The 23,943-nt window shown below is 72.2% G+C and carries 27 protein-coding genes; 15 read left to right on the top strand and 12 right to left on the bottom strand.

All coding sequences use genetic code 11. The features are described 5' to 3' along the window. Positions 1-100: 100 nt before the first annotated feature. The 4 genes from LRM40_RS17230 to LRM40_RS17215 form a co-directional block, all read right to left on the bottom strand. Complete coding sequence (locus tag LRM40_RS17230) at positions 101-361, bottom strand: hypothetical protein (protein ID WP_151125165.1); 261 nt, start codon at positions 359-361, stop codon at positions 101-103. A gap of 117 nt (positions 362-478) precedes the next feature. Beyond that, positions 479-877, bottom strand: a complete 399-nt coding sequence (locus LRM40_RS17225; RefSeq protein ID WP_151125164.1) for a thioredoxin family protein — start codon at positions 875-877, stop codon at positions 479-481. 28 nt (positions 878-905) lie between these two features. Next, the gene (locus LRM40_RS17220; RefSeq protein ID WP_151125163.1) at positions 906-1,904 is read right to left on the bottom strand and encodes an SLAC1 anion channel family protein; all 999 of its coding nucleotides are present in this window, start codon (positions 1,902-1,904) and stop codon (positions 906-908) included. Positions 1,905-1,907: 3 nt separating this feature from the next. Next, positions 1,908-2,786: an MBL fold metallo-hydrolase gene (locus LRM40_RS17215; RefSeq protein WP_151125162.1), complete on the bottom strand. Its 879-nt coding sequence runs from the start codon at positions 2,784-2,786 to the stop codon at positions 1,908-1,910. A gap of 68 nt (positions 2,787-2,854) precedes the next feature. Here LRM40_RS17215 and LRM40_RS17210 point away from each other — a divergent pair, with 68 nt between their 5' ends. Together LRM40_RS17210 and LRM40_RS17205 are read left to right on the top strand one after the other, a co-directional pair. Further along, on the top strand, positions 2,855-3,460 hold the full coding sequence (locus LRM40_RS17210; protein ID WP_151125161.1) for a class I SAM-dependent methyltransferase: 606 nt from the start codon (positions 2,855-2,857) through the stop codon (positions 3,458-3,460). Then, on the top strand, positions 3,457-4,104 hold the full coding sequence (locus LRM40_RS17205) for a DUF599 domain-containing protein (protein ID WP_231067620.1): 648 nt from the start codon (positions 3,457-3,459) through the stop codon (positions 4,102-4,104). The genes LRM40_RS17210 and LRM40_RS17205 overlap by 4 nt, the downstream gene beginning before the upstream one ends. A gap of 37 nt (positions 4,105-4,141) precedes the next feature. Here the strand turns inward: LRM40_RS17205 and LRM40_RS17200 are convergent, their stop codons facing one another. Beyond that, the gene (locus tag LRM40_RS17200; protein WP_170288929.1) at positions 4,142-4,744 is read right to left on the bottom strand and encodes a Spy/CpxP family protein refolding chaperone; all 603 of its coding nucleotides are present in this window, start codon (positions 4,742-4,744) and stop codon (positions 4,142-4,144) included. A 172-nt stretch (positions 4,745-4,916) separates the two neighbouring features. Here LRM40_RS17200 and LRM40_RS17195 point away from each other — a divergent pair, with 172 nt between their 5' ends. Continuing rightward, the gene (locus tag LRM40_RS17195; protein WP_151125159.1) at positions 4,917-5,675 is read left to right on the top strand and encodes a response regulator; all 759 of its coding nucleotides are present in this window, start codon (positions 4,917-4,919) and stop codon (positions 5,673-5,675) included. Continuing rightward, positions 5,672-7,171, top strand: a complete 1,500-nt coding sequence (locus tag LRM40_RS17190; RefSeq protein WP_231067619.1) for an ATP-binding protein — start codon at positions 5,672-5,674, stop codon at positions 7,169-7,171. Before LRM40_RS17195 ends, LRM40_RS17190 begins: the two co-directional genes overlap by 4 nt. An 18-nt stretch (positions 7,172-7,189) precedes the next feature. Here the strand turns inward: LRM40_RS17190 and LRM40_RS17185 are convergent, their stop codons facing one another. The 7 genes from LRM40_RS17185 to LRM40_RS17155 form a co-directional block, all read right to left on the bottom strand. Continuing rightward, positions 7,190-7,471 (bottom strand): rhodanese-like domain-containing protein, encoded by a 282-nt coding sequence (locus LRM40_RS17185; protein WP_151125786.1) that lies wholly within the window; start codon positions 7,469-7,471, stop codon positions 7,190-7,192. Beyond that, positions 7,468-7,914 carry an OsmC family protein gene (locus tag LRM40_RS17180; protein WP_151125787.1) on the bottom strand — a complete coding sequence of 149 codons (447 nt, stop codon included), beginning with the start codon at positions 7,912-7,914 and terminating at the stop codon, positions 7,468-7,470. The genes LRM40_RS17185 and LRM40_RS17180 overlap by 4 nt, the downstream gene beginning before the upstream one ends. A gap of 31 nt (positions 7,915-7,945) precedes the next feature. Beyond that, a complete protein-coding gene (locus LRM40_RS17175) occupies positions 7,946-8,236 on the bottom strand; it encodes a metal-sensing transcriptional repressor (protein WP_151125788.1) in 291 nt (96 codons plus the stop codon). A gap of 117 nt (positions 8,237-8,353) precedes the next feature. After that, a complete protein-coding gene (locus LRM40_RS17170; RefSeq protein WP_151125789.1) occupies positions 8,354-8,581 on the bottom strand; it encodes a YgaP family membrane protein in 228 nt (75 codons plus the stop codon). Between the two features lie 28 nt (positions 8,582-8,609). Beyond that, positions 8,610-9,899, bottom strand: a complete 1,290-nt coding sequence (locus tag LRM40_RS17165; RefSeq protein WP_151125790.1) for an NAD(P)/FAD-dependent oxidoreductase — start codon at positions 9,897-9,899, stop codon at positions 8,610-8,612. Between the two features lie 35 nt (positions 9,900-9,934). After that, on the bottom strand, positions 9,935-13,222 hold the full coding sequence (locus tag LRM40_RS17160) for an efflux RND transporter permease subunit (protein ID WP_151125791.1): 3,288 nt from the start codon (positions 13,220-13,222) through the stop codon (positions 9,935-9,937). Positions 13,223-13,257: 35 nt separating this feature from the next. Further along, positions 13,258-14,295, bottom strand: a complete 1,038-nt coding sequence (locus LRM40_RS17155) for an efflux RND transporter periplasmic adaptor subunit (protein ID WP_231067618.1) — start codon at positions 14,293-14,295, stop codon at positions 13,258-13,260. 212 nt (positions 14,296-14,507) lie between these two features. On the opposite strand from LRM40_RS17155, the gene atpD reads away from it, so the two are divergent. The 11 genes from atpD to LRM40_RS17100 all read left to right on the top strand — a co-directional run bounded on the left by atpD (position 14,508) and on the right by LRM40_RS17100 (position 23,943). After that, a complete protein-coding gene (gene atpD / locus LRM40_RS17150) occupies positions 14,508-15,938 on the top strand; it encodes a F0F1 ATP synthase subunit beta (RefSeq protein WP_151125793.1) in 1,431 nt (476 codons plus the stop codon). 16 nt (positions 15,939-15,954) lie between these two features. Further along, the gene (locus LRM40_RS17145) at positions 15,955-16,398 is read left to right on the top strand and encodes a hypothetical protein (protein ID WP_151125794.1); all 444 of its coding nucleotides are present in this window, start codon (positions 15,955-15,957) and stop codon (positions 16,396-16,398) included. Next, a complete protein-coding gene (locus LRM40_RS17140; protein ID WP_211373067.1) occupies positions 16,395-16,685 on the top strand; it encodes an AtpZ/AtpI family protein in 291 nt (96 codons plus the stop codon). The genes LRM40_RS17145 and LRM40_RS17140 overlap by 4 nt, the downstream gene beginning before the upstream one ends. A gap of 17 nt (positions 16,686-16,702) precedes the next feature. After that, positions 16,703-17,419: a F0F1 ATP synthase subunit A gene (locus LRM40_RS17135; protein WP_151125795.1), complete on the top strand. Its 717-nt coding sequence runs from the start codon at positions 16,703-16,705 to the stop codon at positions 17,417-17,419. After that, positions 17,416-17,682 carry a F0F1 ATP synthase subunit C gene (locus LRM40_RS17130; RefSeq protein ID WP_022980745.1) on the top strand — a complete coding sequence of 89 codons (267 nt, stop codon included), beginning with the start codon at positions 17,416-17,418 and terminating at the stop codon, positions 17,680-17,682. Before LRM40_RS17135 ends, LRM40_RS17130 begins: the two co-directional genes overlap by 4 nt. Before the next feature lie 28 nt (positions 17,683-17,710). Beyond that, positions 17,711-18,502 (top strand): hypothetical protein, encoded by a 792-nt coding sequence (locus LRM40_RS17125; protein ID WP_151125796.1) that lies wholly within the window; start codon positions 17,711-17,713, stop codon positions 18,500-18,502. Position 18,503: 1 nt separating this feature from the next. Continuing rightward, positions 18,504-19,940, top strand: a complete 1,437-nt coding sequence (locus tag LRM40_RS17120) for a F0F1 ATP synthase subunit alpha (RefSeq protein WP_151125797.1) — start codon at positions 18,504-18,506, stop codon at positions 19,938-19,940. Positions 19,941-20,149: 209 nt separating this feature from the next. Then, a complete protein-coding gene (locus LRM40_RS17115) occupies positions 20,150-21,046 on the top strand; it encodes a F0F1 ATP synthase subunit gamma (RefSeq protein ID WP_231067617.1) in 897 nt (298 codons plus the stop codon). Between the two features lie 104 nt (positions 21,047-21,150). Next, a complete protein-coding gene (locus tag LRM40_RS17110; RefSeq protein ID WP_231067616.1) occupies positions 21,151-21,609 on the top strand; it encodes a MarR family winged helix-turn-helix transcriptional regulator in 459 nt (152 codons plus the stop codon). A 22-nt stretch (positions 21,610-21,631) separates the two neighbouring features. Beyond that, positions 21,632-23,737 (top strand): FUSC family protein, encoded by a 2,106-nt coding sequence (locus LRM40_RS17105; protein ID WP_259372471.1) that lies wholly within the window; start codon positions 21,632-21,634, stop codon positions 23,735-23,737. Beyond that, complete coding sequence (locus LRM40_RS17100) at positions 23,734-23,943, top strand: DUF1656 domain-containing protein (protein WP_151124804.1); 210 nt, start codon at positions 23,734-23,736, stop codon at positions 23,941-23,943. The genes LRM40_RS17105 and LRM40_RS17100 overlap by 4 nt, the downstream gene beginning before the upstream one ends.

The raw sequence follows: 23,943 nt of genomic DNA, 5'->3' as shown, positions 1-23,943 counted from the left end.
CCCATGCTAGGAAGCCCGCTTGCAGCGAGGAACGAATCAAAACGCGCTTCCTTATGCCGGCTGCGCACAAGCGCGGCGAGGGCGCGTCCGGGGGCGCGCTTCAGGCGGCCTGCTCCACGTCCAGCTGCAGGGCCAGGCGCATGCGCACGGCCACCCGCTGGCCGCAGGCGTCGGTGGCATCGGCCTGGCCGTCGTTCAACAGCGCGGCGGTCAGGTCGGCGGGGTCCAGGCGATAGCCGGCCACGCGAAGCTGGCGACCCAGGGTGAGCAAGAGACGGGGATGCTGCTGCAGCCACTGGGTCGACCAGGTCGTGGGGTCTAGGGTCAGGGCCAGCGTGGCGGGGTGCGTCGTGGTGGACATGACATGCCTCCTTCGGCGGGGGAAGTCAGTCCATGATCCGGCCAGGTCCTTCTGCGGGGAACGACTTCTTTCGCGCAAGCAAGCCCGGTGGGTGCATATGGGCCCCCAGGCCGGGCTTCAGCCCATGTCCAGGGCCGGGTCGGCCGCCAGACCGGCCACCGCGCGTGCCAGAGCCCGCACCGACGCGTCGGCCAGCGGCCGCAGGCTGGGGGCCTGCTGCAGCAGGCGCTCGGCCACCTGGGCGTGCGGCAGCACCGTGCCGTGGAACACCGCTTGCCCATCGCGCAGCAACAGCAGCGTGGGGAAGTTCTCGATGTCCGGGATGTCCTCGTCGCCGGCCTCCAGCGCGTCGGCATGGTCCTCGATGTCGATCCACACCAGGCGCGCCTCGGGGTGCTGGGCGGCCAGGGCCTGGAAGGCCTCCTGGTAGCTCACGCAGGTGGGGCACCAGGCCGCGCACAGGCAGGCCAGCAGCAGGGCGGGCGAGGAAGACGGGGAGGACTCGGCGGTGGACATGGCCGGCAGTGTGCCACCGCCATTGCGCTCAGGCGCTCGAGGGGATGATCTGGGCCACCGGCTCGGGCGCCAGCAGGCTGCCCTCGCGCAGGCCGCGCCAGGTGGCCATCAGCAGGCCCAGGATGATCAGCGAGCACAGGGCCAGCAGCACCGGGCCCAGCACCGCCAGCAGCCCACCGGGCTGGGCCAGGCGCAGGGTCAGGCTGGCCAGGGCGGCCAGCGGGAAGGACAGCGCCCAGTGCATCACCGAAAAGGCCAGGGGCTGCAGGCGGCGCGCCAGCGTGGCGGCCCAGCCCAGGGCGAACAGGGCCATGCCCCAGAACAGCCAGCCCAGGGCCAGCGGGGCGCCCAGCTCCATCACCGCGCTGCCGCAGACGGCCGGTGGCGCGATCAGGATGAAGGCGGTGGGCAGCAGGCGCTCGGGCATCGGGCCCTGGACCAGGCTGCGGGCCCCCAGCAGGGCCAGCACCACCGGCCACAGCAGCAGGCCGATGCCGAACTGGGCGGTGGCCCACTCGCCATGACCCAGCGCCACGCCGCCCAGCGGCGCCACCACATTGCCCACCACCGGGATCAGCAGGGCTGGCGTGATGCTGGGCCGGGCCAGGCCACCTTGTTCCCTGGGCCGCCACCAGCGGGCCATCACCCACAGCGTGACGCCGAACTGCCCCAGCGAGCCCAGCCACCACAGCAGCCGCACGGCCGGGTGCGGCCCGAGGGCCAGCACGCCCACCGTGGCCAGCAGCAGAGTGGCCACCGGCAGAGTGGCCACCAGGGTGTGCCGCACCGGGTGCTTCAGGTCTTCGGCCCAGGCCTGGGGGTAGTGCTGCCAGCGCAGCAGGCTGGCCACCCCCAGCGCCGCCCAGGCCAGCGCCGCGGCCAGGCCGCAGACCAGGGCGATGCCGGTGGCCATCTCGCCCATCAGAGGGGCGGCCCGCCACCAGGCGAGCGAGAGGCCGCACAGGCCCATGGGAATGGCGAACCAGCCGGGGGCCAGGTGCTTGAGCGGGGTGGGGGAGGACGCCATGGGTCAGAGCCGGTCGAGGGGGATCTTGAGGTAACGGGTGCCATTGTCTTCGGCGGGCGGCAGGTGGCCGGCCCGCATGTTGACCTGCACCGAGGGCAGCAGCAGCGTGGGCATGGCCAATGTGGCGTCGCGCTGGCGGCGCATCGCCACGAACTCGGCCTCGGTCACCCCGTCATGCAGGTGGATGTTGGCCGCGCGCTGCTCGGCCACCGTGCTGCTGAGCCGGGGCTCCTGGCCGGCGGACGGGTAATCGTGGCAGAAGTACAGCAGGGTCTGCGGTGGCAGGGCCAGCAGGCGGCGCACCGAGCGGTACAGCGCGGCGGCGTCGCCACCGGGGAAGTCGCAACGGGCACTGCCGTAGTCCGGCCGGAACAGGGTGTCGCCGACGAAGGCCACCGGCCGGTCGGCGTCCTCCAGCAGGTAGCTCATGCAGGCGGGGGTGTGGCCGGGGGTGTGCAGGGCGCGCAGGCGCAGCGTGCCGATCTGGAAGACCTCGTCGTCGGCGAAGCGGTGGTCGAAGGCCCGACCGTCCGGCACGAAGGACGGTTCGGCATTGAACAGGCGCCCGAAGGTCTGCTGCACCGTGACGATGTGCTCGCCCACGCCGATCTGCCCGCCCAGCCGTTCCTTCAGCCAGGCGGCGGCCGAGAGGTGGTCGGCGTGCACATGGGTTTCCAGGATCCACACCACCCGGGCCTGCAGGGCCTGCACCCGGTCCAGCAGGCGCTGGGCGCTGGTGGTGGATGTGCGGCCGGAGGCCGGGTCGTAATCGAGTACCGTATCGATCAGGGCGCAGTCCCGCGTGACCGGGTCCAGCACCAGATGGCTGAAGGTGTGGGTCGCGGGGTCGTGGAATGATTCGATCTGTGCCTGTGGGGTCATCGCGGGCCGTCCTCTGGTCTTGATACCGTGGTGGGTATATTAGTCCCTCACCAACAACCGTTCGTGCAATGAGTCAATTCTGGGATGAGCGTTTTGCCGAGCCCGGCTTCAAGTATGGCCTGCAAGCCAATGCCTTTCTGCGGCAGCAGGCGCAGGCCTGGCCGGCGGGCCGGGTGCTGCTGCCGGGCGACGGCGAGGGCCGCAACAGCGTCTGGCTGGCCGAGCAGGGCCATCGGGTGCTGGCGGTGGACAGTTCGGCCGTGGGTCTGGCCAAGGCGGCCGGACTGGCCGCGCAGCGCAGCGTGGCGGCGCGCTGGTCGGGCGAGCAGGCCGACCTGGGCCACTGGGCCCCCGAGTCCCAGGCGTTCGATGCCGTGGTGCTGGTCTATGTCCATCTGCCCTCGGCCTTGCGCACCGGTCTGCACCGCCGGCTGGTGCAGGGTCTGCGGCCGGGGGGGCGCCTGCTGATCGAGGCCTTCCACCCGGCACAGCTGGGCCACAGCAGCGGCGGCCCGCGCGATCCGGACATGCTGATGAGCTTGGCGGCCCTGCGAGAGGACTTCGCCGGCCTGCTGACCGAGCAGCTGGGCGAGGAGGCCGAGGTGCTGCTGGACGAGGGCCCCGGCCACCAGGGCGCGGCCCGGGTCACCCGCTATGTCGGAATGCGCCCGTGAACGGGGCGGAGACCTGGAGCACCTGGGCCGGTCTGGTGCTCGGCTGCATCATCGTGCTGCTCTACGAGCTGCGGGTGCTGGTGATGGGCCGGCGCGAGCCCGAGCGGGTGGCTCGGGCCGCCCATGCGCGCATGCGGGCGGACTGGGTGCGGGCGCTGGCCGAGAAGCCCGGGTTCGAGATCGTCGCGGTGCAGACCCTGCGCAACTCGCTGATGTCGGCCACCATCTCGGCCTCCACCGCGGCGCTGTGCATGATGGGCGCGGTCAGTCTGGCGGGCACCCAGCTGGCCGCCGGCCTGCACACCCTGCGTCCGAGCGCGATGGCGCCGCTGGACATCCTGGGGCCGGCGCTGATGGTGGTGCTGTTCAGCTCCTTCGTCTGCTCGGCCTTGTCGATGCGCTACTACAACCATGCGGGCTTCGCGATGTCCATGCCCGCGGGCTCACCCGAGCGCATGGCCCTGGGTCCGCTGGCCACCGACTACCTGACCCGCGCCGGCTACCTGTACGGCTGGGGCCTGCGCACCTTCCTGATGGTCGCACCGCTGGTGGGGGGCATCGTCAACCCCTGGCTGATGCCGCCGGCCAGCCTGGGCCTGGTCTGGGTGCTCTGGCAGTTCGACCGGCCCGGCGCCGTCGACTGAACCGGCCAGGCCGGCCCCAGGCCGGCGCGACCGCGCCTCAGCGCGGCATGTCGGGGCCGCCGTCGCGCGGGCCCGGGTCCATGCCGGGGCCCATCGGACCGGGACGGCCCATGCCATGTTCCATGCGTTCGCGCATCTCGTGACCCATGCGGGCGAAGTGCTGGTCGGCCAGGGTCTGCTGCGCGGGCGTGAGCACGGCGTAGAGGTCCGCCACCCGATCCCGCATGGCCTGCATGTCCTTCAGGTGCTCCTGCATCTGGGCCAGCTGCCGGGCCATGCGTTCGGGGGCATGCATCTGGGCCTCGGCCTTCGGGTCCGGGCGCTGGGCAAAGCGCTTCTTCATCGTCTCGGCCTGCTGGGTCACCTGGGTGGCAAAGCCCTGCCAGGCCTTGTCCTGGTCGGGGGTGATTTTCAGATCGGCCTTCAGCCGGGCCAGGTGGTCCTGGGCCCGCGCCACGGGGTCGAAGCTGCCGCGCTCGCCGCGGTGGTGCCAGCCCTTGGCCGGGGCCGAGGTGCCCGGCTGGGGTGCCGCCGGGGCGCTGGCGGGCTGGGCCTGGGCGGCCAGCAGGCCCAGGGACAAGGCCGCACCGGCCACGACGGGCAGCAGGCGGCGGGAGGGGGAAGCGGTGAGTCGGCGCATGGCGACAATCTCCTGGGGTTGTGTCGTGATGGGCTCCATTGCACCGCCCCGATGTCAGCCGCGCATGTCGGGCCAGGCCATTTTTGTCAACCTGGTTTGCTGATCGGCCGCTTGACATGCTGCGTTACAAAACCGCTGGTCAGCCGGCCGGCTTGACGTTGCAATCACGCCCATGAATGCTCCCTTGCTGTCCCCGCAGGATGGCCGCACCGACGGCCCCGACCATGTGCTGATCGTCGATGACGACGCCGAGATCCGCACTCTGCTGGCCACCTACCTGGGGCGCAACGGCTTCAAGGTCAGCGCCGTGGGCGACGGTCGGGCCATGTGGCGGGCGCTGGAGGCCACGCGCTTCGACCTCGTCGTGCTGGACCTGATGCTGCCCGGCGAGGATGGCCTGACCCTGTGCCGCGACCTGCGGGCGAGATCCGACATCCCGGTGGTGATGCTGACCGCCCGCGGGGAGGAGACCGACCGCATCGTGGGCCTGGAGATGGGCGCCGACGACTACCTGCCCAAGCCCTTCAGTGCCCGCGAGCTGCTGGCGCGCATCAAGGTCATCCTGCGCCGGGCCCGCAGCCTGCCGGCCAATCTGCAGCCCGACAGCGCCCGGCGCCTGCAGTTCGCTGGCTGGGTGCTGGACACCCAGGCTCGCCAGCTCGAATCCCCCGAGGGCGTGGTGGTGGCCCTGAGCGGCGCCGAGTACAAGCTGCTGCGCGTGCTGCTGGCCCATCCCAACCGGGTGCTCAACCGTGACCAGTTGCTGGACCTGACCCAGGGCCGCGAGGCCGACCCGCTGGACCGGGCGATCGACGTGCAGATCAGCCGCCTGCGCCACCGCCTGGGGGATGACTCGCGCGACCCGCGGGTCATCAAGACGGTGCGGGGCGAAGGCTATGTGCTGGCCGCACCGGTGACGGTGCTCGCATGAGCGGCCCGGACACGGCCGGCGCCGCCCGCGGCGGGTGCTGGGCCGGGCCCTGGTGGCCCCGCACCCTGTACGGCCGCCTGCTGGGCGTGCTGCTGATCGGCCTGGTGGCCGGGCAGGGCCTGAGTCTGTGGATCAATCTGGCCGAGCGCGACCGGGTGGTGCAGCGCAGCACCGGCCTGCAGCCTGCGCGCCGGGTGGCGGACCTGGTGCTGCTGCTGGACACGCTGGACGCCGGCGAACGCCAGCGCTTCGTGCGCCTGATGGACGCCCCGCCGCTGCGGGTGCGCCTGCTGGAGGCCCCCGAGCCCTTGCAGGCGCCGGGACCGGCCGCCACCGCCGCGCCCGAGACGGCGCTGGCGCTCTACCGCCAGGGCCTGCGCCAGGGCCTGGGTGACGGGCGCCCCTTCGAGCTGGCCGCCTGGCAGATCACGCCGCCGCCGCAACGGCCCGGACCGCTGGCCGACGGGCCCGCGGCCCCACCCTCCCCGCCGTCGGCCGCCTCGTCGGCCGACCCCCGCGCCGCCTGGCGGGCCCAGCGGGCCGAGCGCTGGCGCCACCATGCCGGGCTGGTCTTCGTGGCCCAGGTGCCCTTGCAGGGTGGGCAGTGGCTGCGGCTGGAGAACCGGCCGCTGCCCGAAGACACTTCGCTGCCCTGGCGGGTGCCGGTGTCGCTGCTGGTGCTGGCCCTCACCGTGGCGGCCCTGAGCTGGTGGGCGGTGCGGCGGGTCACCCGCCCCCTGGCCGACCTGGCCCGCGCGGCCGACGGCCTGGGCCAGGACCTGACGCAGGCCCCCCTGCCCGAAACCGGGCCACAAGAGGTGGCGCGGGCCAACCGCGCCTTCAACCGCATGCAGCAGCGCCTGCGCCGCACGCTGGAGGGGCGCACCCGGATGCTGGCGGCCGTCTCGCACGACCTGAAGACCCCGCTGACCCGCATGCGCTTGCGCGCCGAGATGCTGGACGACGAGGACCTGCGCGAACGCATGGAGCACGACCTGGACGAGATGAGCCAGCTGGTGGGCGATGCGCTGGACCACCTGCGCGGCCTGGAGCAGGCCCAGGAGGGTCGGCCGGTGGACGTGATGGCCCTGCTGGAGAGCCTGCAGTCCGACCAGCAGGCCATGGGGCGCGACGTGCAGCTGGAGGGGGCCTGCGAGCGGCCCTGGCCGGGCGGGGCGGCCGCGCTGCGGCGCTGCGTCAACAACCTGGTCGACAACGCGGTGCTCTATGGCCAGCGTGCGCTGCTGAGCGTGCAGGACAGCCCCGAGGCCGTGACGATCCGCGTGCGCGACGCCGGCCCGGGCTTGCCGCCCGAGGCCTTGGAGCAGGTGTTCGAGCCCTTCTTCCGCCTGGAGGCCTCGCGCAACCGGGTCACCGGCGGCACAGGGCTGGGGCTGGCGATCGCCCGCCAGATCGCGGAAGGGGCGGGGGGCACGCTGAGCCTGCGCAACCACCCCGAGGGCGGGCTGGAGGCCACGCTGCGGCTGCCGCGCTGAGCGGCGGCCGGCGGGACGTCAGAGCCGGCGCACGGGCCGCTGGCTGCTCATGGCCAGCATGCCGATGCCGCCGCCGTTGCTGACCTGGCGGTAGCCCATCTGCTGCAGCAGCATGCAGCCCATGCCCGAGCGGCCGCCCGAGGCGCAGTACAGCACGATGGGCTGGCCCAGGTCGGGGGCGACCCGGGCGATGCCGGCCTGCAACTGGTCCAGCGGCAGGTTCACCGCGCCATCCAGGTAGCCGCCGGCATATTCGCCGGGGGAGCGCACATCGATCAGCAGGGGTTCGGGAGAGGTCATTTCAGGCGGGCTCCGGTGGCGTCGAACACCTGGATTTCCACGGGGAAGCCCTGGGCGACGCTCTGGGTGACGGTGCAGTACTGCTCGAAGCTGGCCAGCACCCGGTCCAGGTGCTCCAGCGCGGCGGCGGGCACGCCCAGCGTCAGCGTGGCGCGCATGCCCAGCACCCGCAGGCGGTTCTCGGCATTGCGGCCCACCTCCGCCGAGACCTCGGTGCGCAGCGGCTCGGGCTCCTGCTTGAACTTGCGCAGCGCGAACAGCAGCGAGTCCGACAGGCAGTTGCCGACCGCGGCGGCCAGCAGGTGCATGGGCGAGGGGCCCTGGTTCTGGCCCAGGGGCGGCGGCTCGTCGCAGCGCAGCGCCGGGATGCCGGCACCGAAATCCACGTCGAACTGGTAATCCTGCACCTGGGTCAGGCGGACGGTCACGGCATCCTGGCTCATCGGGTTCTCCGGCAACAGGGGGCGGGGCGCCTCAGCGCACCTTGCCCAGCAGGGTTTGCACCTCGCCCAGCACCTCGCTGAGCTGCTTGCGGCCCTTGGTGTTGGCGCCCAGGTGGGCGCCCAGCTCCTGTTCCATGAAGCACACGGTCATGCGCACATAGGTGCTGTCCAGCGCCTTGCGCACGGCGGCCATCTGGCTGGCGACGTCCTGGCAGGGCTGGCCCTCCTCGATCATGCGCTGGATGCCGCGCAGCTGGCCTTCGGCCCGCTTCAGGCGGTTGAGCAGGTCGGTGCGGGTCTTATCGTCGGTCAACATCGACATGGCACAAGGCTCCCCGGAGGGAGTGGAATCCGGTTGCGAAGCTGCCATTGTGAGGTCTTCCCGCGGGGGTTGTCAGACAAGGGGGATCGGCCAGCAGGGACGATCCCCCGGGCGGGGTCAGCGGCAGCAGGCCGCGCCGTCGCCTTCGGGCACGCCCAGCTTCTTCAGGAAGAAGGCCATCGGGCAGACATTGGTGAAGCCGAATTGCAGCAGGTTCAGGCCGACGAAGGCGGTGAAGGCCAGCCACCACTTGTTGACGAACAGGGGGCTGCCCTCGACGCCCAGGGCCAGGGACAGCAGGATGAACAGGCCGGGGATGATGCGCAGCAGGCGGGTGATGGTCATGGTGGGGGCTCCCAGTGAAAACGGTGGATCAGCGGTCGGTCAGGCGCACGATGCCCAGGGCCTTGAGCACGTACTTCTCGTAGATGGGTTCGGAGTTGCCGGATTTCATCTTCGAGAGGAAGTACTTCTCGAAGGCGATCTTGGCCAGGTGCACCCACTTGCCCTTCTTGAACCAGTTGACATTGCGCGGCGGGATCTGCGGCAGGGCCACGAAGGCGGCGCCGCTGTCGCCCATGTCGGCCAGGCAGATGGCGTTCCAGGTGCCCTGGGCGGTGGCCGGGCGGCCCGCCAGCTCGTCGGCGATGTTGTGGGCGATGGCCGAGGTCATGGTCTCGATCATGTAGCCCGTCTTGGGCGCACCGGTGGGCACCGGGGTCACCTCCACCGGCGGGATGGCCACGCAGACACCGGCCGAGAAGATGTTCTTGTAGGCCTTGCTGCGCTGGTATTCGTCGATCAGCACGAAGCCGCGCGGGTTGCACAGATTGGGGACCGCGGCCACCGGATCGACGCCCTTGAAGGCCGGCAGCATCATGGCCAGCTTGAAGGGCAGCTCATGCTGCTTGAGCACATTGCCCTGGTCGTCGAGCTGGGTGGTGAACAGCTTGCCGGCCTCGACCTGGGTGGTCTTGGCGTTGGTGATCCACTTGATGTCGTGGTTGCGCAGCTCGCTTTCCAGCATGGACTTGCTGTCGCCCACGCCGCCCAGACCCAGGTGGCCGATGTAGGGCTCGCTGGTGACATAGGTCATCGGCACCTTGTGGCGCAGCTTGCGCTTGCGCAGGTCGGCGTCGACGATGAAGGCGAACTCGTAGGCCGGCCCGAAGCAGCTGGCACCGGGCATGGCGCCGACGATGATCGGCCCCGGGTTCTTCAGGAACTCCTGGTAGTCGCGCCAGAAGGCCTCGGCATAGTCCACCGAGCAGACGGAGTGGGTGTGGCCGCCGCCACCGTGGGCCGCGGGGCCGGCGCCGGGCACCTCGTCGAAGCTGAGCTTGGGACCGGTGGTGATCACCAGGTAGTCATAGGCCAGGGTCTGGCCGTTGGCCAGCGTGAGCTGGTTGCCCGGCGCGTCGATGGCCGAGACCGCCGAGGGGATGAAGGCAATGCCCTTCTTCTCCAGCAGCGGGCCCACCTTGAGCACGATCTCCTCGCGCTGGCGCCAGCCCACCGCGATCCAGGGGTTGGAGGGCACGAACTGGAAGTAGTCCACCGCGCTGACCACGGTGATCTGGTGCTCCTTGGGGAGCATTTCGCGCAGCTCGTACGCGCAGGGCATGCCGCCGATGCCGGCGCCGATGATGACGATGTGGGCCATGGGTGTCTCCTGAAATGCCGTTCTGGCGACGGCGGTTACGCAGCTTCATGGCGATGCCGCAGCATCGCGTAGTAGAGGACCGGGATGACCACCAGCGTGAGCAGGGTGGAGACGAGGATGCCGAAGATCAGCGAGACCGCCAGGCCGTTGAAGATCGGGTCGTCGAGGATGAAGAAGGCGCCGATCATGGCCGCCAGCGCGGTCAGGGCGATGGGCTGGGCGCGCACCCGGGCCGACTCGATCACCGCCGTCTGGAAGGCCACGCCCTGGGCCAGCTGCAGCTCGATGAAGTCCACCAGCAGGATGGAGTTGCGCACGATGATGCCGGCCAGCGCGATCATGCCGATCATGCTGGTGGCGGTGAACTGCGCACCCAGCAGCGCATGGCCGGGCATCACGCCGATGATGGTCAGCGGAATGGGCGCCATGATGATCAGCGGTGTGCCGTAGCTCTTGAACTGCGCCACCACCAGCAGGTAGATCAGGATCAGGCCCACCGCATAGGCGGCACCCATGTCGCGGAAGGTCTCGTAGGTGATCTGCCACTCGCCGTCCCACTTGATCGCGTACTGTGTGAAGGGGTCGGAGGGCTGGTGGATCCAGTACTCGCCCAGCGTGCCGTGGCCGGCCGGCACCGCGTCCTTCAGGTGCGGTCGGATGGCGAACAGGCCGTACAGCGGCGAATCGAGCTTGCCGGCCATGTCACCGAAGACGTAGCTGACCGGGTGCAGGTCCTTGGTGTAGAGCGGCTTGTCGATCACGCCCTGTTCCACCCGCACCAGCTCCGACAGCGGCACCAGCTGTCCGTTGGCGGCCTTGAGCGGCAGGGCCAGCAGCGCGTCCAGGCCGATCTGGCTATCGCGCGGCAGCTGCAGCCGCACCGGCACCGGGTACTTGTCGTGGCCGGTGTGCAGGTAGGCTGCGTCGGCGCCCGAGAGGGCGGCCTGCACCGTCTGCGCGATCGTGGCCACCGCGATGCCGGCCGATTCGGCGCGCTGGCGGTTCACCCGCAGGAAGGCGCGCGGCGCGTTCTCCTTGAGGGTGGTGTCGATGGCGACGATGTCCGGCGTGGCGTGGAAGGCCTGGGCCACCTTGGCGGCCACGGCCTGGCGGCCGGCCTCGTCGGGGCCGTAGACCTCGGCCACCAGCGGGCTCATCACCGGCGGGCCGGGCGGCACCTCCACCACCTGGATGCGCGCGCCATGGGCGGCGGCGATCTTCTCCAGGTCGGGGCGCAGGCGCTGGGCGATGGCGTGGCTCTTCTCCGAGCGGTGGTGCTTGTCCACCAGGTTGACCTGCAGGTCGCCCTGGTCGGCCTCGCTGCGCAGGTAGTACTGGCGCACCAGGCCGTTGAAGGTGATGGGGCTGGCCGTGCCGGCATAGCCCTGCAGGTCGCGCACCTCGTTCTGGCGGGCCAGGAAGGCGCCCAGGTCCTGCAGCGTGGCGGCGGTGTCCTCCAGCGGCGTGCCGGCCGGCATGTTGACGATGACCTGGAACTCCGACTTGTTGTCGAAGGGCAGCATCTTCAGCACCACCCACTCGACCACCGTCAGGCCCACCGATAGCATCAGGGCCACCATGATGCCGCCCAGCAGCATCCAGCGCTTCTTCGCGCTCTGCAGCAGGGGCTGGAGCAGGGCGGCGAAGAAGTTGCCCAGGCGGGCGCCCACGCCGGCCGCGCCGCTGGGGGTGTGCGGCCTGGCGCCATCGCCCTCACCGGCATGCGGCTTCATCAGCTTCAGGGCCAGCCAGGGCGTGACCGTGAAGGCGATGGCCAGCGACAGCGCCATGCCCAGGCTGGAGTTGATCGGGATCGGGCTCATGTACGGGCCCATCAGCCCGCTCACGAAGGCCATGGGCAGCAGCGCGCCGATCACGGTCATCGTGGCCAGGATGGTGGGGCCGCCCACCTCGTCCACCGCCGCCGGGATGATCTCGCGCAGCGGCTTGTGCGGGTCCAGCGCCTGGTGGCGGTGGATGTTCTCCACCACCACGATGGCGTCGTCCACCAGGATGCCGATGGAGAAGATCAGCGCGAACAGAGAGACCCGGTTCAGGGTGAAACCCCAGGCCCAGGAGGCGAACAGCGTGACCGTCAGCGTCAGGATCACCGCCGAGCCGACGATGATGGCCTCGCGCCGGCCCAGGGCGATGCCCACCAGCAGGATCACCGAACCGGTGGCGAACATCAGCTTCTGGATCAGCTTGTTGGCCTTTTCTGCGGCGGTCTCGCCGTAGTCGCGGCTGATGCTGACCTCCACACCGTCCGGGATCACCGCGTTGCGCAGCTCGTCCACCCGGGCGCGGGCCGCGCGAGCCACGTCCACCGCGTTCTGGCCGGGCTTCTTGGTGACGGTGATCGTCAGGGCCGGGTAGACCTGGCCGGCCGGGGCCGAGGCCGATTCCTCCGGCGACAGCGGGGCGCTGCCCGGGGTGTACCAGACCAGGTGGCCGGGCTGCGCGGCGCCCGGGGTGATCTGGGCGACTTCACGCAGGTAGACCGGCTTGCCGGCGTGCACGCCCACCACGATGTCGCCGACCTCGTCGGCATTGCGCAGGAACTGGCCGGTCTCCACCGTCAGCAGCTGCTTGCCCTGGGGCTGCACCACCGCGCCGGCGGGCATGCCCTGGTTGGCGGCCTGCAGGCTGGCCTTGAGCGACATCACATCGACGCCGCGCTCGCGCAGGCGTGACGGGTCCAGCGCCACGTTCACCGCCCGGCCGGGGCCGCCGATGGTCTGCACCTCGCGGGTGCCGGGCACGCGCTTGAGCTCGGCTTCCAGCGTGTGGGCCACCCGTTCCAGGTCCACGCCGCTGCGGGCGTCCTTGGCCCACAGGGTGATGCCCAGCACCGGCACGTCGTCGATGCCCTTGGGCTTGACGATGGGGGCGAGGGTGCCCAGGCCGGCGGGCAGCCAGTCGGAGTTGGCGTTGAGCACGTCGTACAGGCGCACCAGGGCCTCGGTGCGCGGCACGCCCACCTTGTACTGCACCGTCAGCACGGCCATGCCGGGCTGCGACACCGAATAGGTGTGCTCGATGTCGGCGATCTGCGAAAGCACCTGCTCGGCCGGCCGGGCCACCATGGCCTGCACATCCTCGCTGCTGGCCCCCGGGAAGGGGATCAGCACATTGGCCATGGTCACGTTGATCTGCGGCTCTTCCTCGCGCGGGGTGACCAGCACCGCGAACAGGCCCAGCAGCAGGGCCACCAGGGCCAGCAGCGGCGTGATGGCATTGGCCTGGAAGGCTCGGGCCAGGCGGCCGGAAATGCCCAGCACCGGCTCGGTGCCGGCGTCGTTGGGATCGTGGGGGTGGCTCATCGTGGATCCTGTCGTGCGCGCTGTGTGCGGTGAACTCAGCGGGCTGCGCCGGCCGGGGTGGCGCCGGCCAGGCCGGCCTGCACCGCGTCGGCGGCCACCTGCTCACCGGCCTTCAGGCCGGCCAGCACCGGCACCTGCTGGCCCGGGCCGGGCGTGCCCAGGCGCACGGAGCGCAGCACGAACTGGCCCTGGCGGGCCACGTAGACGGCTTCCAGTTCGCCGCGGCGCAGCACGGCCGAGGCCGGCACGCTCAGCACCGAGGGCACGGCGGCCGAGGCCGGGGCGTCGAAGCGCACCCGCAGGCTCTGGCCGGGCGACAGGGCGGTGCCACCGGGCAGGTCCAGGCGCCATTCCACCGTCTGGGCCACCGGGTCGGTGGCCGGCAGCTCGGTGCGGCGCACCGGGCTCACCCACTGCCCATCGGGCAGGCGCACCTCGGGGTGGGTGGCGGCGCGGGCCAGGGCCGCGCGCGAGGCCGGCACCTGCACCACGGCGCGCAGCGCGCCGGGGGCGTACATCGTCACCACGCCGACGCCGGCCGCGGCCAGGTCACCGGTGTCCACCAGGGTGGCCTGGACCACGCCATCGAAGGGGGCGGTCACATCGGCAAAGCCACGCGCCAGGGCGGCCTGGCTGCGCGCGCCGCGGGCCTGGTCCAGCGCGGCCTGGGCGGCCTTGAGGCTGGTGTCGGCCTGGTCCACCACGGACTGGCTGACAAAGCCCTGCTGGCGCAACTCGCGCTGGCGCTGGGCGTTGAGCCGGGCGTTCTGCAGCTGGGCCTCGGCCTGGGCCACCGCAGCGTCGCTCTGCAGCAGGCCGGCGCTGGTGCTGCGCGCATCGATGCGGGCCAGCAACTGGCCGGCATGCACCTTGTCGCCGGCCTTGACGGCCAGCTGGGTCACGTTGCCCGCCACCTGGGCGGCCACCGTGGCCTGGCGCAGCGCCTCCACGGTGCCGTCCAGCTCGAAGCCGGCCCCGGCCGGGGTGCTGCCCACCGTGACGGTGGGGACGGGGGCGGCCATGGCTGCCGCGCAGCCCAGCCACATCGACGCCAACCATGCGGCACGCTTCATCGGACGACTCCCGGTGGTGTGTGTTTTGATACCCATTGGGGTATCCTAACAGAGCCGGTGGCACCGGGGCAAGTCAGGGATTTCGCCGTCCGGCGGGTGCGGCTCGCCTCGCCAGTGCACAACGTCCCCGCACGGGCTATCTTGATGCAAAGCAAATTGGGCGTATGCTGCGGCGCGTCAAACTGACGTTCCGAGTTTCGGCCGCGATCCAGATGACAGACGGAACCCTCTCTCCCGCATGGCCTGCCCCGGCCGGCGCCTCACACCGGGTGGTGGCGGTGCACGGCCCGGTGGTGGCGGTGCGGGGGCGGCCCCTGCCGCAGCTGGGCCATGTGCTGAAGGTGCCCCTGGACGGGCGCCAGATCACGCTGGTGGTGGAGCAGCATGTCTCCGAATGCGTGGTGCGCACCATCGCGCTGGAAAGCACCGAGGGCCTGGCCCGCGGCCTGCCCGCCCACGACACCGGCGCGCCGCTGACCGTGCCGGCCGGCGAGGCCTGCCTGGGCCGCCTGCTGGACGTGCAGGGCCGACCGCTCGATGGCGGGCCGCCGCTGGACCCGGCGCTGCACCGCCCGGTGATGGCGCCGCCGCCGCGCCTGTCCGACACCCTGCCCGGCCAGCAGATCCTGCCCACCGGCATCAAGGTGATCGACCTGCTGTGCCCCTTCGTGCGCGGCGGCAAGACCGGGCTGTTCGGCGGTGCCGGCGTGGGCAAGACGGTGCTGATGATGGAATTCATGCACGCGGTCAGCACGCTCTACCAGGGGGCGTCGGTGTTCGCCGGGGTGGGCGAACGCATCCGCGAAGGCCACGAGATGTGGCACGAGATGAGCGATGCCGGCGTGATGCAGCGCACCGTGATGGTCTTCGGCCAGATGGACGAGACCCCGGGCGTGCGCTACCACACCGGCTTCACCGCCCTGGCCTGTGCCGAGGCCCTGCGCGATGCCGGCCACGGCGAGGTGCTGTTCCTGATGGACAACCTGTTCCGCTTCGTCCAGGCGGGCTCCGAGATCTCCGGCCTGCTGGGCCGCATGCCGTCCAGCGTCGGCTACCAGCCCACGCTGCTGACCGAGGTGGCCACGCTGGAAGAGCGCATCCTGTCCACCCGGCAGGGGGCCATCACCTCGGTGCAGGCGGTCTACGTGCCGGCCGACGACATGAGCGATCCCTCGATGGCCGCCATCCAGGCCCACCTCGATTCCATCGTCGTGCTCTCGCGCGAGCAGGCCGCCCGCGGCATCTACCCGGCGGTGGACCCGCTGGCCTCCAACAGCCGCATGCTGGACGTGCACATCGTCGGCCAGCGCCACCACCGGGTGGCCGGCGCGGTGCGCGAGCACCTGGCCCGCTACAAGGCGCTGGAGGACATCATCGCCATGCTGGGCCTGGAGGAGCTCTCGCCCGAGGACCAGCGCACCGTGCGCCGCGCCCGCCGCCTGCAGCGCTACCTGACCCAGCCCTTCCAGGTCGTGGCCGACCACACCGGGATGCCCGGCGTGACCGTGCCGCTGGAGACCCTGCTGGCCGACTGCGAGCGTTTCCTGGACGGCGCCTACGACGGCCTCACCGAGGACGCCTGCTACATGCAGGGGGCGATGCCGGCCCCCGCGCCCACCGCGGCCCCGGTGGCCAGCGCCTGAGCCCGCGGGACGCACGATGGACCGCCCCGGCTTCACCCTCTGTCTGCTGGACGCCCAGCAGGTCCGGCGCCTGGACGGGGTGGTTCGCCTGGTGGCCGAGGACGCTCGCGGCCAGTTCGCGCTGTGGCCGCGCCACGAGGCCCAGATGACGGTGCTGGAGCCGGGCCTGTTCCGCTACCGCCTCGCCTCCGATGCCGCCGACGCCGACTGGCGCTGCGGCGCCAGCGCCGGCGGCCTGCTGCGCAGCGCCTGGGAGAACGGGGGACAGACCGTGCGCATCGTCAGCAGCCGCTTTCTGGTGGACGCCGACGCGAGCACGCTGCTGCAGCGCCTGGACGCGCTGCTCGCGGCCGACCAGCGCCTGCGCCTGTCCACCCGCGAGGAGCACCTGCAGCTGGACCTGGCCCTGATGCGCCGCCTGCAGCAGCTCACCCAGACCGCCCCGGGAGGCCGTGCATGAGCGACGAGCCGAACGAGGGGAGCACCGATCCGATGCGCCAGAACGCCGAACGCCAACTCGGCCGCCTGGCCCGCGCCCGCAAGGCCGGCTTCCTGGGCCTGCTGGTCACCGGTGGCACGGCCGGCCTGCTGCTGTGCGTGCCGCTGGTGGGCGGCGCCTACCTGGGCCGCTGGCTGGACGGCCTCTCCGAGGGCTATACCGTGCGCTGGACGGTCAACATGATCCTGCTGGGCCTGGCCGTGGGCGTGGGCAACGTGATCTGGTTCTTCCGCACCCACGGGCGCTGAGGGCAGGGGCGACACACATGGACGAAGGCTTCTCGCTGCACCTGGCCGGGCTCACCCTGTCGGAGACCCTGTGCCTGTCGGTGGTGGTCACGCTGGGCCTGGCCGCGGCCGCCTGGTTCTGGGGCCCGCGGGGCGGTCGGCCGCCGGCCGTCGCGCTGGAACTGGCCTGGCAGATGATGCATGACGCGGTGGCCGAGGTGGTGGCCCCGGTGCATGTGGACCGGGTGCTGCCCTTCATCGGCAGCCTGTGGCTGTTCATCGCGGTGTCCAACCTGCTGGGCCTGGTGCCGGGCCTGAGCTCGCCCACACGCGACCTCTCCGTCACCGCCGCGCTGGCGGTCATCGTCTTCTTCGCGGTGCACCTCTACGGCCTGCGGGCCGCGGGCTGGCGGTCCTACCTGCGGCACTACATCCAGCCCAGCCCCATCCTCGCGCCCTTCCACATCATCAGCGAGATCACCCGCACCCTGGCCCTGGCCATCCGCCTGTTCGGCAACATGATGAGCCTGGAGATGGCCGCGCTGCTGGTGCTGCTGGTGGCCGGCCTGCTGGTGCCGGTGCCCCTCTTGCTGCTGCACGTCATCGAGGCCCTGGTGCAGGCCTACATCTTCGGCATGCTGGCGCTGATCTACGTCGGCTCCGCGCTGGAGGTCAGCCTGCCCGAAGGCCAGCCGCCGGGGCCGCCATCCCCCTCCTCGCCCACTTCCTCCTCTTCTGCACCGGAGTCGCCATGACCGATCTGCACCTCTTTGCCATCGTCTCCACCGTGGTGGCCGCGCTGGCCATCGCCCTGGGCGTGTTCTTCCCGGCCCTGGCCATGGGCCGTGCCATCTCCTCGGCCCTGGACGCGCTGGCACGTCAGCCCGAGGCCGAAAAGGAGATCAGCCGCACCCTGTTCATCGGCCTGGCCATGATCGAGTCGCTGGCCATCTACTGCCTGGTGGTGGCGCTGATCATCCTGTTCCGCAACCCGCTGCTCGAATACCTGCTGAAGTGAGCGCCGGCCACCGCCGACGGGACCCGCCATGAACCTCGATGCCACCACCTTCGCGCTGGAGATCCTGAACTTCGCGGTGCTGCTGTGGCTGCTGCGCCGCTTCCTGTTCAAGCCGGTGCAGGCCGCCCTGGCGGCAAGGGCCCAGGCCCAGCAGCAGCAGCGCGACACGCTGGACGCCCGCCAGCAGGCCCTGGACGACCGGGCCCGGGCGCTGGCCGCCCAGGAAGCGGCGCAGGCCAGCCAGCGCGAGGCCGCCCGCGAGGCCCTGACGCAGGAGATCGCCACGCTGCGCAGCCAGCGTCTGGCCGCCCTGGACGAGGAGCTGCGCGCCGAGCGCGAGAAGGCCCAGGCCCGCCTGCTGCGCGAGGCCCGCGCCCGGCAGGAGCAGGCCGACCGACAGCTGCAGGCCCGCGCCGCCGGCTTCGTGGGCCACTACCTGAAGCGCCTGGCCAGTCCGGCGCTGGAGGCGGCCCTGGTCGAGCTCTTCCTGGCCGATCTGGCCGCCCGGGCCGAAGCCCTGGCGCCGGAACTGAGCCCGCTGGGCCGCGCGCCCGGCGCCGAGCCCCCCACCGTGAGCAGCGCCTTCCCGCTGCCCGAGGCCTTGCGCGCGCGCATCGGCGCCGGCCTGGCCATGGTGCTGGGCGAGGGCGTGAGCCCGCGCTGGACCGAGGACCCGGCCCTGCTGGCGGGCCTGAACGTGCACCTGCCCGGTCACCAGCTGGAAACCAGCCTGCGCCGCGGTGTGGACGCCTTCAACAGCCTCGACCTCCCGCTTGAGCGGACGGCGGGCACGCCCGCGCACACCGGGAAGGAGGCCTGACATGGTGAGCCCGCCGCTGAGCGCGGAACCCGAGATCGGCCTCTCCGTCGAGGAGGTCGGCACCATCCTGGGCGTGGCCGACGGCATCGCCTGGGTCGAGGGCCTGCCCTCGGTGCCGGTGGGCGAGGTGCTGCGTTCGGCCGACGGCAGCCGGGCCTGGGTCTTCCAGCTCGACGAGACCCTGGCCGGCTGCATCCTGCTGGACCAGACCGAGGGCCTGGCCGCCGGCCTGCGCATGCGCCGCTGCGGCCAGCGCCTGTCCATCGGCTGCGGCGACGCCCTGTTGGGCCGGGTGATCGATCCGCTGGGCCGGCCGCTGGACGGCTTGCGACCGCCCGAGACCGAGGCCCAGCAGCCGCTGGAAGCCCGCTCGCCGGCCATCATCGAGCGCGATCCGGTCAGCCGCCCGCTCTACACCGGCAACACCGTCATCGACACCCTGCTGCCCATCGGCCGCGGCCAGCGCGAGTTGCTGATCGGCGACGACGGCACCGGCAAGAGCGCGCTGGCGCTGGACGCGGTGATCCACCAGCGCGACCAGGGCGTGCGCTGCATCCTGGTGCTGATCGGCCAGCGCCGCGCCGAGGTGGCCGAGACCCTGCGCCTCCTGGCCGCGCACGACGCCCTGGCTCACACCACCGTGGTGGTGGCCGAGGCCGGCACCCTGCCGGGCCTGCAGTACCTGGCGCCCTTCGCCGGTTGCGCCCTGGCCGAGCACTGGATGCACGCCGGCCACGACACGCTCATCGTCTACGACGACCTGGGCAAGCACGCCCAGGCCTACCGCGAACTGTCGCTGCTGCTGCGCCGCCCGCCCGGACGCGAGGCCTACCCCGGCGACATCTTCTACCTGCACTCGCGCCTGCTGGAGCGTTCCACCCAGCTCAGCGCCGCGCTGGGCGGCGGCAGCATGACGGCCCTGCCCATCGTGCCCACGCAACTGGGCGAGGTGGCCAGCTACATCCCCACCAACCTGATCTCCATCACCGACGGCCAGGTCTACCTCAGCACCAAGCTCACCGCAGCGGGCATGTTCCCGGCCATCGACGTGGGCACCTCCGTCTCGCGCATCGGCGGCAAGGCCCAGCACCCGGCCATCGCCCGCGAATGCAAGCGCCTGCGGCTCGATTACCTGCAGTTCCTGGAGCTGGAGCTCTTCACCCGCTTCGGCACCCGGCTGGACGAGGGCATGCAGGCCCGCGTGGCGCGTGGCCACCTGCTGCAGGCCCTGTTCCGCCAGGGCCGACTGGCCACCCGGCCGGCGGCCCTCACCATGGCCTGGCTGGTGGCGCTCAACGAGGGCCGGCTCGAAGGCCTGCCGGGCCCGGCCCTGCAGGCCCGGCTCGACGCCCTCGCCGCCATGGCCGCCAGCGCGCCCGCGCTCGACGCCCCGCGCGCCGACTGGGTCGCTGCCGTCCAGGCGGTCACGGGGGGCTGAACAGGCATGCGAGGTCTCCTGCAGCTGTCCCGCGGGCCGAGCGCCGGGCCGCTCCCAAGCCGGCCCGCCATCCCCCCGGGGGATCGACTGGCGTACCCGCCAGGCGAGGGGCCGACATCCCGCGGGCCGGGCGCCGGGCCGCTCCCAAGCCGGCCCGCCATCCCCCCGGGGGATCGACTGGCGTACCCGCCGGGCGAGGGGCCGACAGGATGACGGCGCAGCTGCAACTGCGCGAGCGGGCCGCGCTGCTGGGCGACCTGCGGCAGATCGTGCAGGCCATGAAGAACCTGGCCATGGCCGAGCTGCAGCGCCTGCAGCGCTCCCAGCCGGCGCTGGCCGAGGCCCAGACCACGCTGGAGGCCGCCTGGGTTCAGCTGGCCGACCCTGCGCCGCGCCCCGAAGGGGCCGAGGCCGAGGACCGCATCTGGCTGGTCATCGGGGCCGAGCGTGGCTTCTGCGGGGCCTTCAACGCCCACCTGGCCGATGCGGTCTCCATGCTGCAGGCCCGGCCGGGCCAGACCTTGTGGCTGGCCGGTCAGCGCCTGGCCGACGCCTGGCAGGCCAGCCGGCCGGCGGGCGCGCCCGAGGCCCCGGTGCGCGTGCTGCCGGGCTGTGGCGCGCTGGACGAGGCCGAGCCGGTGCTGGCCGCCTGGCTGCAGGCCGCCGGCGAGGCCATGGCCCTGCCGGCGGGCCCACGGCGCACGGTCTGGCTGCTGTCCACCGGAGCGGCCGGCCTGCAGGCCCAGCGCCTGCTGCCCGCGCCGGGGGCCGCGCGGCCCTGGCCGGATGACGAGACGGCCGCCCCGGCCGCCACCGGGGCGGCCCCGGCCGGCACTCCGGTGCGCCTGGGTCTGCCGCGGCCGGTGTTGATGGCCGCGGTGCTGCACCAGACCGTGCGGGTGCAGCTGCGCGCCGCGCTGGAAACCTCGCTGGTGCAGGAGAACCATGCCCGCCTGGCGCAGATGCAGCGGGCGCAGGACCACCTGGACGAACTGGCGGCCGACCTGCGCCGTCGCTGGGCCAGCCTGCGGCAGGCCGACATCACCAACGAACTGGAACTGCTCACCGCCGCCCTGGGGCGCAACGGGGCCACCGACGCCGGCTGAGCACCGGCCTGGCGCGGGGCCATGCCCCTGCGGCCCTGTCAAGAACTGTGTGAGCTAATAATTGCGTCAGCTAACTATTTGCTGACCCAATCAACAGGCTCACCATGCTCGACGACGCCACCCTGATGCACCTGACCACCACGCTGACCCGCGTGGCCCGCAGCTACCGTGCCGTGGCCGACGAGGTCAGCAATGCCTACGGCCTGTCGCATGCGATGGCCTGGCCGGCGGTGATGATCGGCCGCATGGGCGAAAGCGCCCGTCCGGGGGCCGTGGCCGAGGCGGTGGGCCTGGAGCCGGCCTCGCTGGTGCGGGTGATCGACCAGCTGGTGGCCGCCGGTCTGGTGGTGCGCCACGAAGACCCGCACGACCGCCGGGCCAAGGTGCTCAGCCTGACCGCGCTGGGCCAGCAGCAGGTGGCGCGGGTGGAGCAGGCCCTCAACGTGATGCGGCGAGAGCTGCTGCAGGGCCTGCCCGACGAAGACCTGCAGGCGGCCCTGCGGGTGCTGCTGCGCCTGGAGGCCGGGGTGGCCGGGCTGCCCAAGTCCGCGGCGCACACCTGAGACCGTCGCCGAGGACCCTGCCGTGAACTGGCCCACCCGCAGCGAGTGGCTGTACTCGCTCAAATGCTTTGCCGCGTCCATGCTGGCGCTGTACGTGGCCCTGAAGGCCGGCCTGCCGCGCCCCTTCTGGGCCATGATGACCGCCTACATCGTCGCCAACCCGCTGGCCGGCGCCGTGCGCTCCAAGGCGGTGTACCGGCTGGGCGGCACCTTCCTGGGCGCGGTGGCCTCGGTGCTGCTGGTGCCGCGTCTGGCCCATGCGCCCGCGCTGCTCACGCTGGCCCTGGGCCTGTGGGTGGGCCTGTGCCTGTACATCTCGCTGCAGGACCGCACGCCGCGCTCCTATGTCTTCATGCTGGCGGGCTACACCGCCGCGCTGATCGGCTTTCCCTCGGTGGACCGGCCGGACCAGCTGTTCGACAACGCCCTGGCCCGGGTCGAGGAGATCGGCGTGGGCATCGTCTGCGCCACCGTCGTCCACAGCCTGGTGTGGCCCACCTCGCTGACCGCGCCGCTGCTGGGCCTGCTGGACCGCAGCCTGGGCCATGCCCGCACCTGGATGAGCGACCTGCTGGCCCGCGCACCGCAGGCCGATGCGCAGGGCCGGCAGGCCGGCACCGCCACCCTGGCCGCCGACCGCCAGCGCCTGGCGGCCGACATCACCCAGCTGCGCATCCTGTCCACCCACGTGCCCTTCGACACCGGCCACCTGCGCTGGACCGAGGGGGCGCTGCGCGAGATGCAGGACCGCCTGGCCGCGCTGACGCCCGCCCTGTCCGCGGCCGAAGACCGGCTGCAGGCGCTGGAAGAGGCCGAGGGGGGGCTGGCCGCCGACGTGGCGGAGCTGCTGCAGGCCGTGTCCGACTGGCTGGCCCGGCCGGCCGAGGCCCAGGCTGCCACCTGGCCGGCCCTGCAGGCCCGGCTGGACGCCCTGGGCGCCCAGGACGACCAGCCCGTGCAGCCCGTGCAACCTGGTCGAGGGGACTGGTCTCGGGCGCTGCGCATCAGCCTGGCGGTGCGCCTGGGCGAGCTGCTGCAGGGCTGGCGGGCCTGCGCGGCCCTGCGCACGGAGATCGACGCCGGCCTGCAGGGCACGGCCACTGCCACCCCGCCGCGCCCCACCCTGGGTGCCCGCGTGCTGCACCGTGACCACGGCATGGCCGCCCTCTCGGCCCTGGCGGCCGTGCTGGCCATCGGCATCTGCAGCTTCGTCTGGGTGCAGACGGCCTGGCTCTCGGGTTCCGTGGCCGCCATGATGTCCGCGATCTTCTGCTGCTTCTTCGCCTCGATGGACGACCCGGTGCCGGCCATCACGGGCTTTCTCAAGGCCACCGCCTGGTCCCTGCCCATCGGCGCGCTCTATGTGCTGGTGCTGCTGCCCCTGGTGCACGACTTCGGCATGCTGGTGCTGGTCTGCGCCCCGGTCTTCCTCGTCCTGGGCTGCCTGGCGGCGCGGCCCGCCACGGCCGGCACCGGCATGGCCATGACCATGGGCGTGGCCGGCTCGCTGGCCCTGGGCGACACCGCCACGCTGGACCTGCCTTACTTCCTCAACAGCAACCTCTCGCTGATGGCGGGCATCGTGGTGGCCGCCCTGGTGACCCGGCTGGTGCGCACCGTGGGCAGCGACGTGGTGGCCCGCCGCCTGCGTCGTGCCGCCTGGCGCGAGCTGGCCGAACAGGCCGGCGCTGCGCGGGCCGTGCCGGACGATGGCCGCGCGGTGCGCAGCCTGGACCGCATCGGCCTGCTGGCCCCGCGCATCGCCCAGACCGACCCCGCCGTGCGCGACGACACCGCCCGCGCCGCCCTGCGCGAGCTGCGGGTGGGGGCCGACATCGCCGTGCTGCAGCAGCAGCGCGAGGCGGCCACCGGCGCCGCGCTGCCCGCCCTGCTGCAGGGCATCGCGCAGGGCTTTCGCCAGTGGTCCCTGTCGGGCCCGCGGCCCTGGCCCGAGGCGCTGCGCCAGGCGCTGGACGGGGCACTGACCACGGCCCTGCGGACCGCCGCGCCCGCCCCGGGCCAGCGGGCCCAGGTCACGGCCCTGGTGGGCCTGCGCCGCAACCTCTTCCCCCAGGCGCCGGTGCGCCTGGAGGCCCCATCCCCTGTTCCCGAGGAGCGCAGCGCATGAGCGGCGGTGAATTCGACATCGAGGGCCTGTACGTGCCCTGGTTGATGGCCCTGGGCCTGGGGGCCCTGGTGCTGAACTGGGGCCTGCGCCGCCTGCTGGCGCTGGCGGGCTTCTACCGCTGGGTCTGGCACCCGGCCCTGTTCGACATGGCCCTGTACCTGCTGCTGCTCTACGGCCTGCACCGCGCCGCCGGCTTCCTCTTCTGA

The sequence above is a fragment of the Ideonella dechloratans genome, assembly GCF_021049305.1.
Taxonomy (GTDB): domain Bacteria; phylum Pseudomonadota; class Gammaproteobacteria; order Burkholderiales; family Burkholderiaceae_C; genus Ideonella; species Ideonella dechloratans.
The sequence above is the reverse complement of the archived record's forward strand: the minus strand, read 5'-3'. Positions and strand labels throughout refer to the sequence as shown.

Bases quoted from the DNA above. Each gene is read 5' to 3' on its own strand.
- LRM40_RS17185 (WP_151125786.1), bottom strand. From the start codon at position 7,471: ATGACCTCTCCCGAACCCCTGCTGATCGATGTGCGCTCCCCCGGCGAA.
- LRM40_RS17170 (WP_151125789.1), bottom strand. From the start codon at position 8,581: ATGACCATCACCCGCCTGCTGCGCATCATCCCCGGCCTGTTCATCCTG.
- LRM40_RS17195 (WP_151125159.1), top strand. From the start codon at position 4,917: ATGAATGCTCCCTTGCTGTCCCCGCAGGATGGCCGCACCGACGGCCCC.
- LRM40_RS17115 (WP_231067617.1), top strand. From the start codon at position 20,150: ATGACGGCGCAGCTGCAACTGCGCGAGCGGGCCGCGCTGCTGGGCGAC.
- LRM40_RS17165 (WP_151125790.1), bottom strand. From the start codon at position 9,899: ATGGCCCACATCGTCATCATCGGCGCCGGCATCGGCGGCATGCCCTGC.
- LRM40_RS17215 (WP_151125162.1), bottom strand. From the start codon at position 2,786: ATGACCCCACAGGCACAGATCGAATCATTCCACGACCCCGCGACCCAC.
- LRM40_RS17100 (WP_151124804.1), top strand. From the start codon at position 23,734: ATGAGCGGCGGTGAATTCGACATCGAGGGCCTGTACGTGCCCTGGTTG.
- LRM40_RS17155 (WP_231067618.1), bottom strand. From the start codon at position 14,295: ATGAAGCGTGCCGCATGGTTGGCGTCGATGTGGCTGGGCTGCGCGGCA.
- LRM40_RS17120 (WP_151125797.1), top strand. From the start codon at position 18,504: ATGGTGAGCCCGCCGCTGAGCGCGGAACCCGAGATCGGCCTCTCCGTC.
- LRM40_RS17160 (WP_151125791.1), bottom strand. From the start codon at position 13,222: ATGAGCCACCCCCACGATCCCAACGACGCCGGCACCGAGCCGGTGCTG.
- LRM40_RS17175 (WP_151125788.1), bottom strand. From the start codon at position 8,236: ATGTCGATGTTGACCGACGATAAGACCCGCACCGACCTGCTCAACCGC.
- atpD (WP_151125793.1), top strand. From the start codon at position 14,508: ATGACAGACGGAACCCTCTCTCCCGCATGGCCTGCCCCGGCCGGCGCC.
- LRM40_RS17225 (WP_151125164.1), bottom strand. From the start codon at position 877: ATGTCCACCGCCGAGTCCTCCCCGTCTTCCTCGCCCGCCCTGCTGCTG.
- LRM40_RS17130 (WP_022980745.1), top strand. From the start codon at position 17,416: ATGACCGATCTGCACCTCTTTGCCATCGTCTCCACCGTGGTGGCCGCG.
- LRM40_RS17140 (WP_211373067.1), top strand. From the start codon at position 16,395: ATGAGCGACGAGCCGAACGAGGGGAGCACCGATCCGATGCGCCAGAAC.
- LRM40_RS17210 (WP_151125161.1), top strand. From the start codon at position 2,855: ATGAGTCAATTCTGGGATGAGCGTTTTGCCGAGCCCGGCTTCAAGTAT.
- LRM40_RS17110 (WP_231067616.1), top strand. From the start codon at position 21,151: ATGCTCGACGACGCCACCCTGATGCACCTGACCACCACGCTGACCCGC.
- LRM40_RS17230 (WP_151125165.1), bottom strand. From the start codon at position 361: ATGTCCACCACGACGCACCCCGCCACGCTGGCCCTGACCCTAGACCCC.
- LRM40_RS17190 (WP_231067619.1), top strand. From the start codon at position 5,672: ATGAGCGGCCCGGACACGGCCGGCGCCGCCCGCGGCGGGTGCTGGGCC.
- LRM40_RS17125 (WP_151125796.1), top strand. From the start codon at position 17,711: ATGAACCTCGATGCCACCACCTTCGCGCTGGAGATCCTGAACTTCGCG.
- LRM40_RS17145 (WP_151125794.1), top strand. From the start codon at position 15,955: ATGGACCGCCCCGGCTTCACCCTCTGTCTGCTGGACGCCCAGCAGGTC.
- LRM40_RS17135 (WP_151125795.1), top strand. From the start codon at position 16,703: ATGGACGAAGGCTTCTCGCTGCACCTGGCCGGGCTCACCCTGTCGGAG.
- LRM40_RS17200 (WP_170288929.1), bottom strand. From the start codon at position 4,744: ATGCGCCGACTCACCGCTTCCCCCTCCCGCCGCCTGCTGCCCGTCGTG.
- LRM40_RS17180 (WP_151125787.1), bottom strand. From the start codon at position 7,914: ATGAGCCAGGATGCCGTGACCGTCCGCCTGACCCAGGTGCAGGATTAC.
- LRM40_RS17220 (WP_151125163.1), bottom strand. From the start codon at position 1,904: ATGGCGTCCTCCCCCACCCCGCTCAAGCACCTGGCCCCCGGCTGGTTC.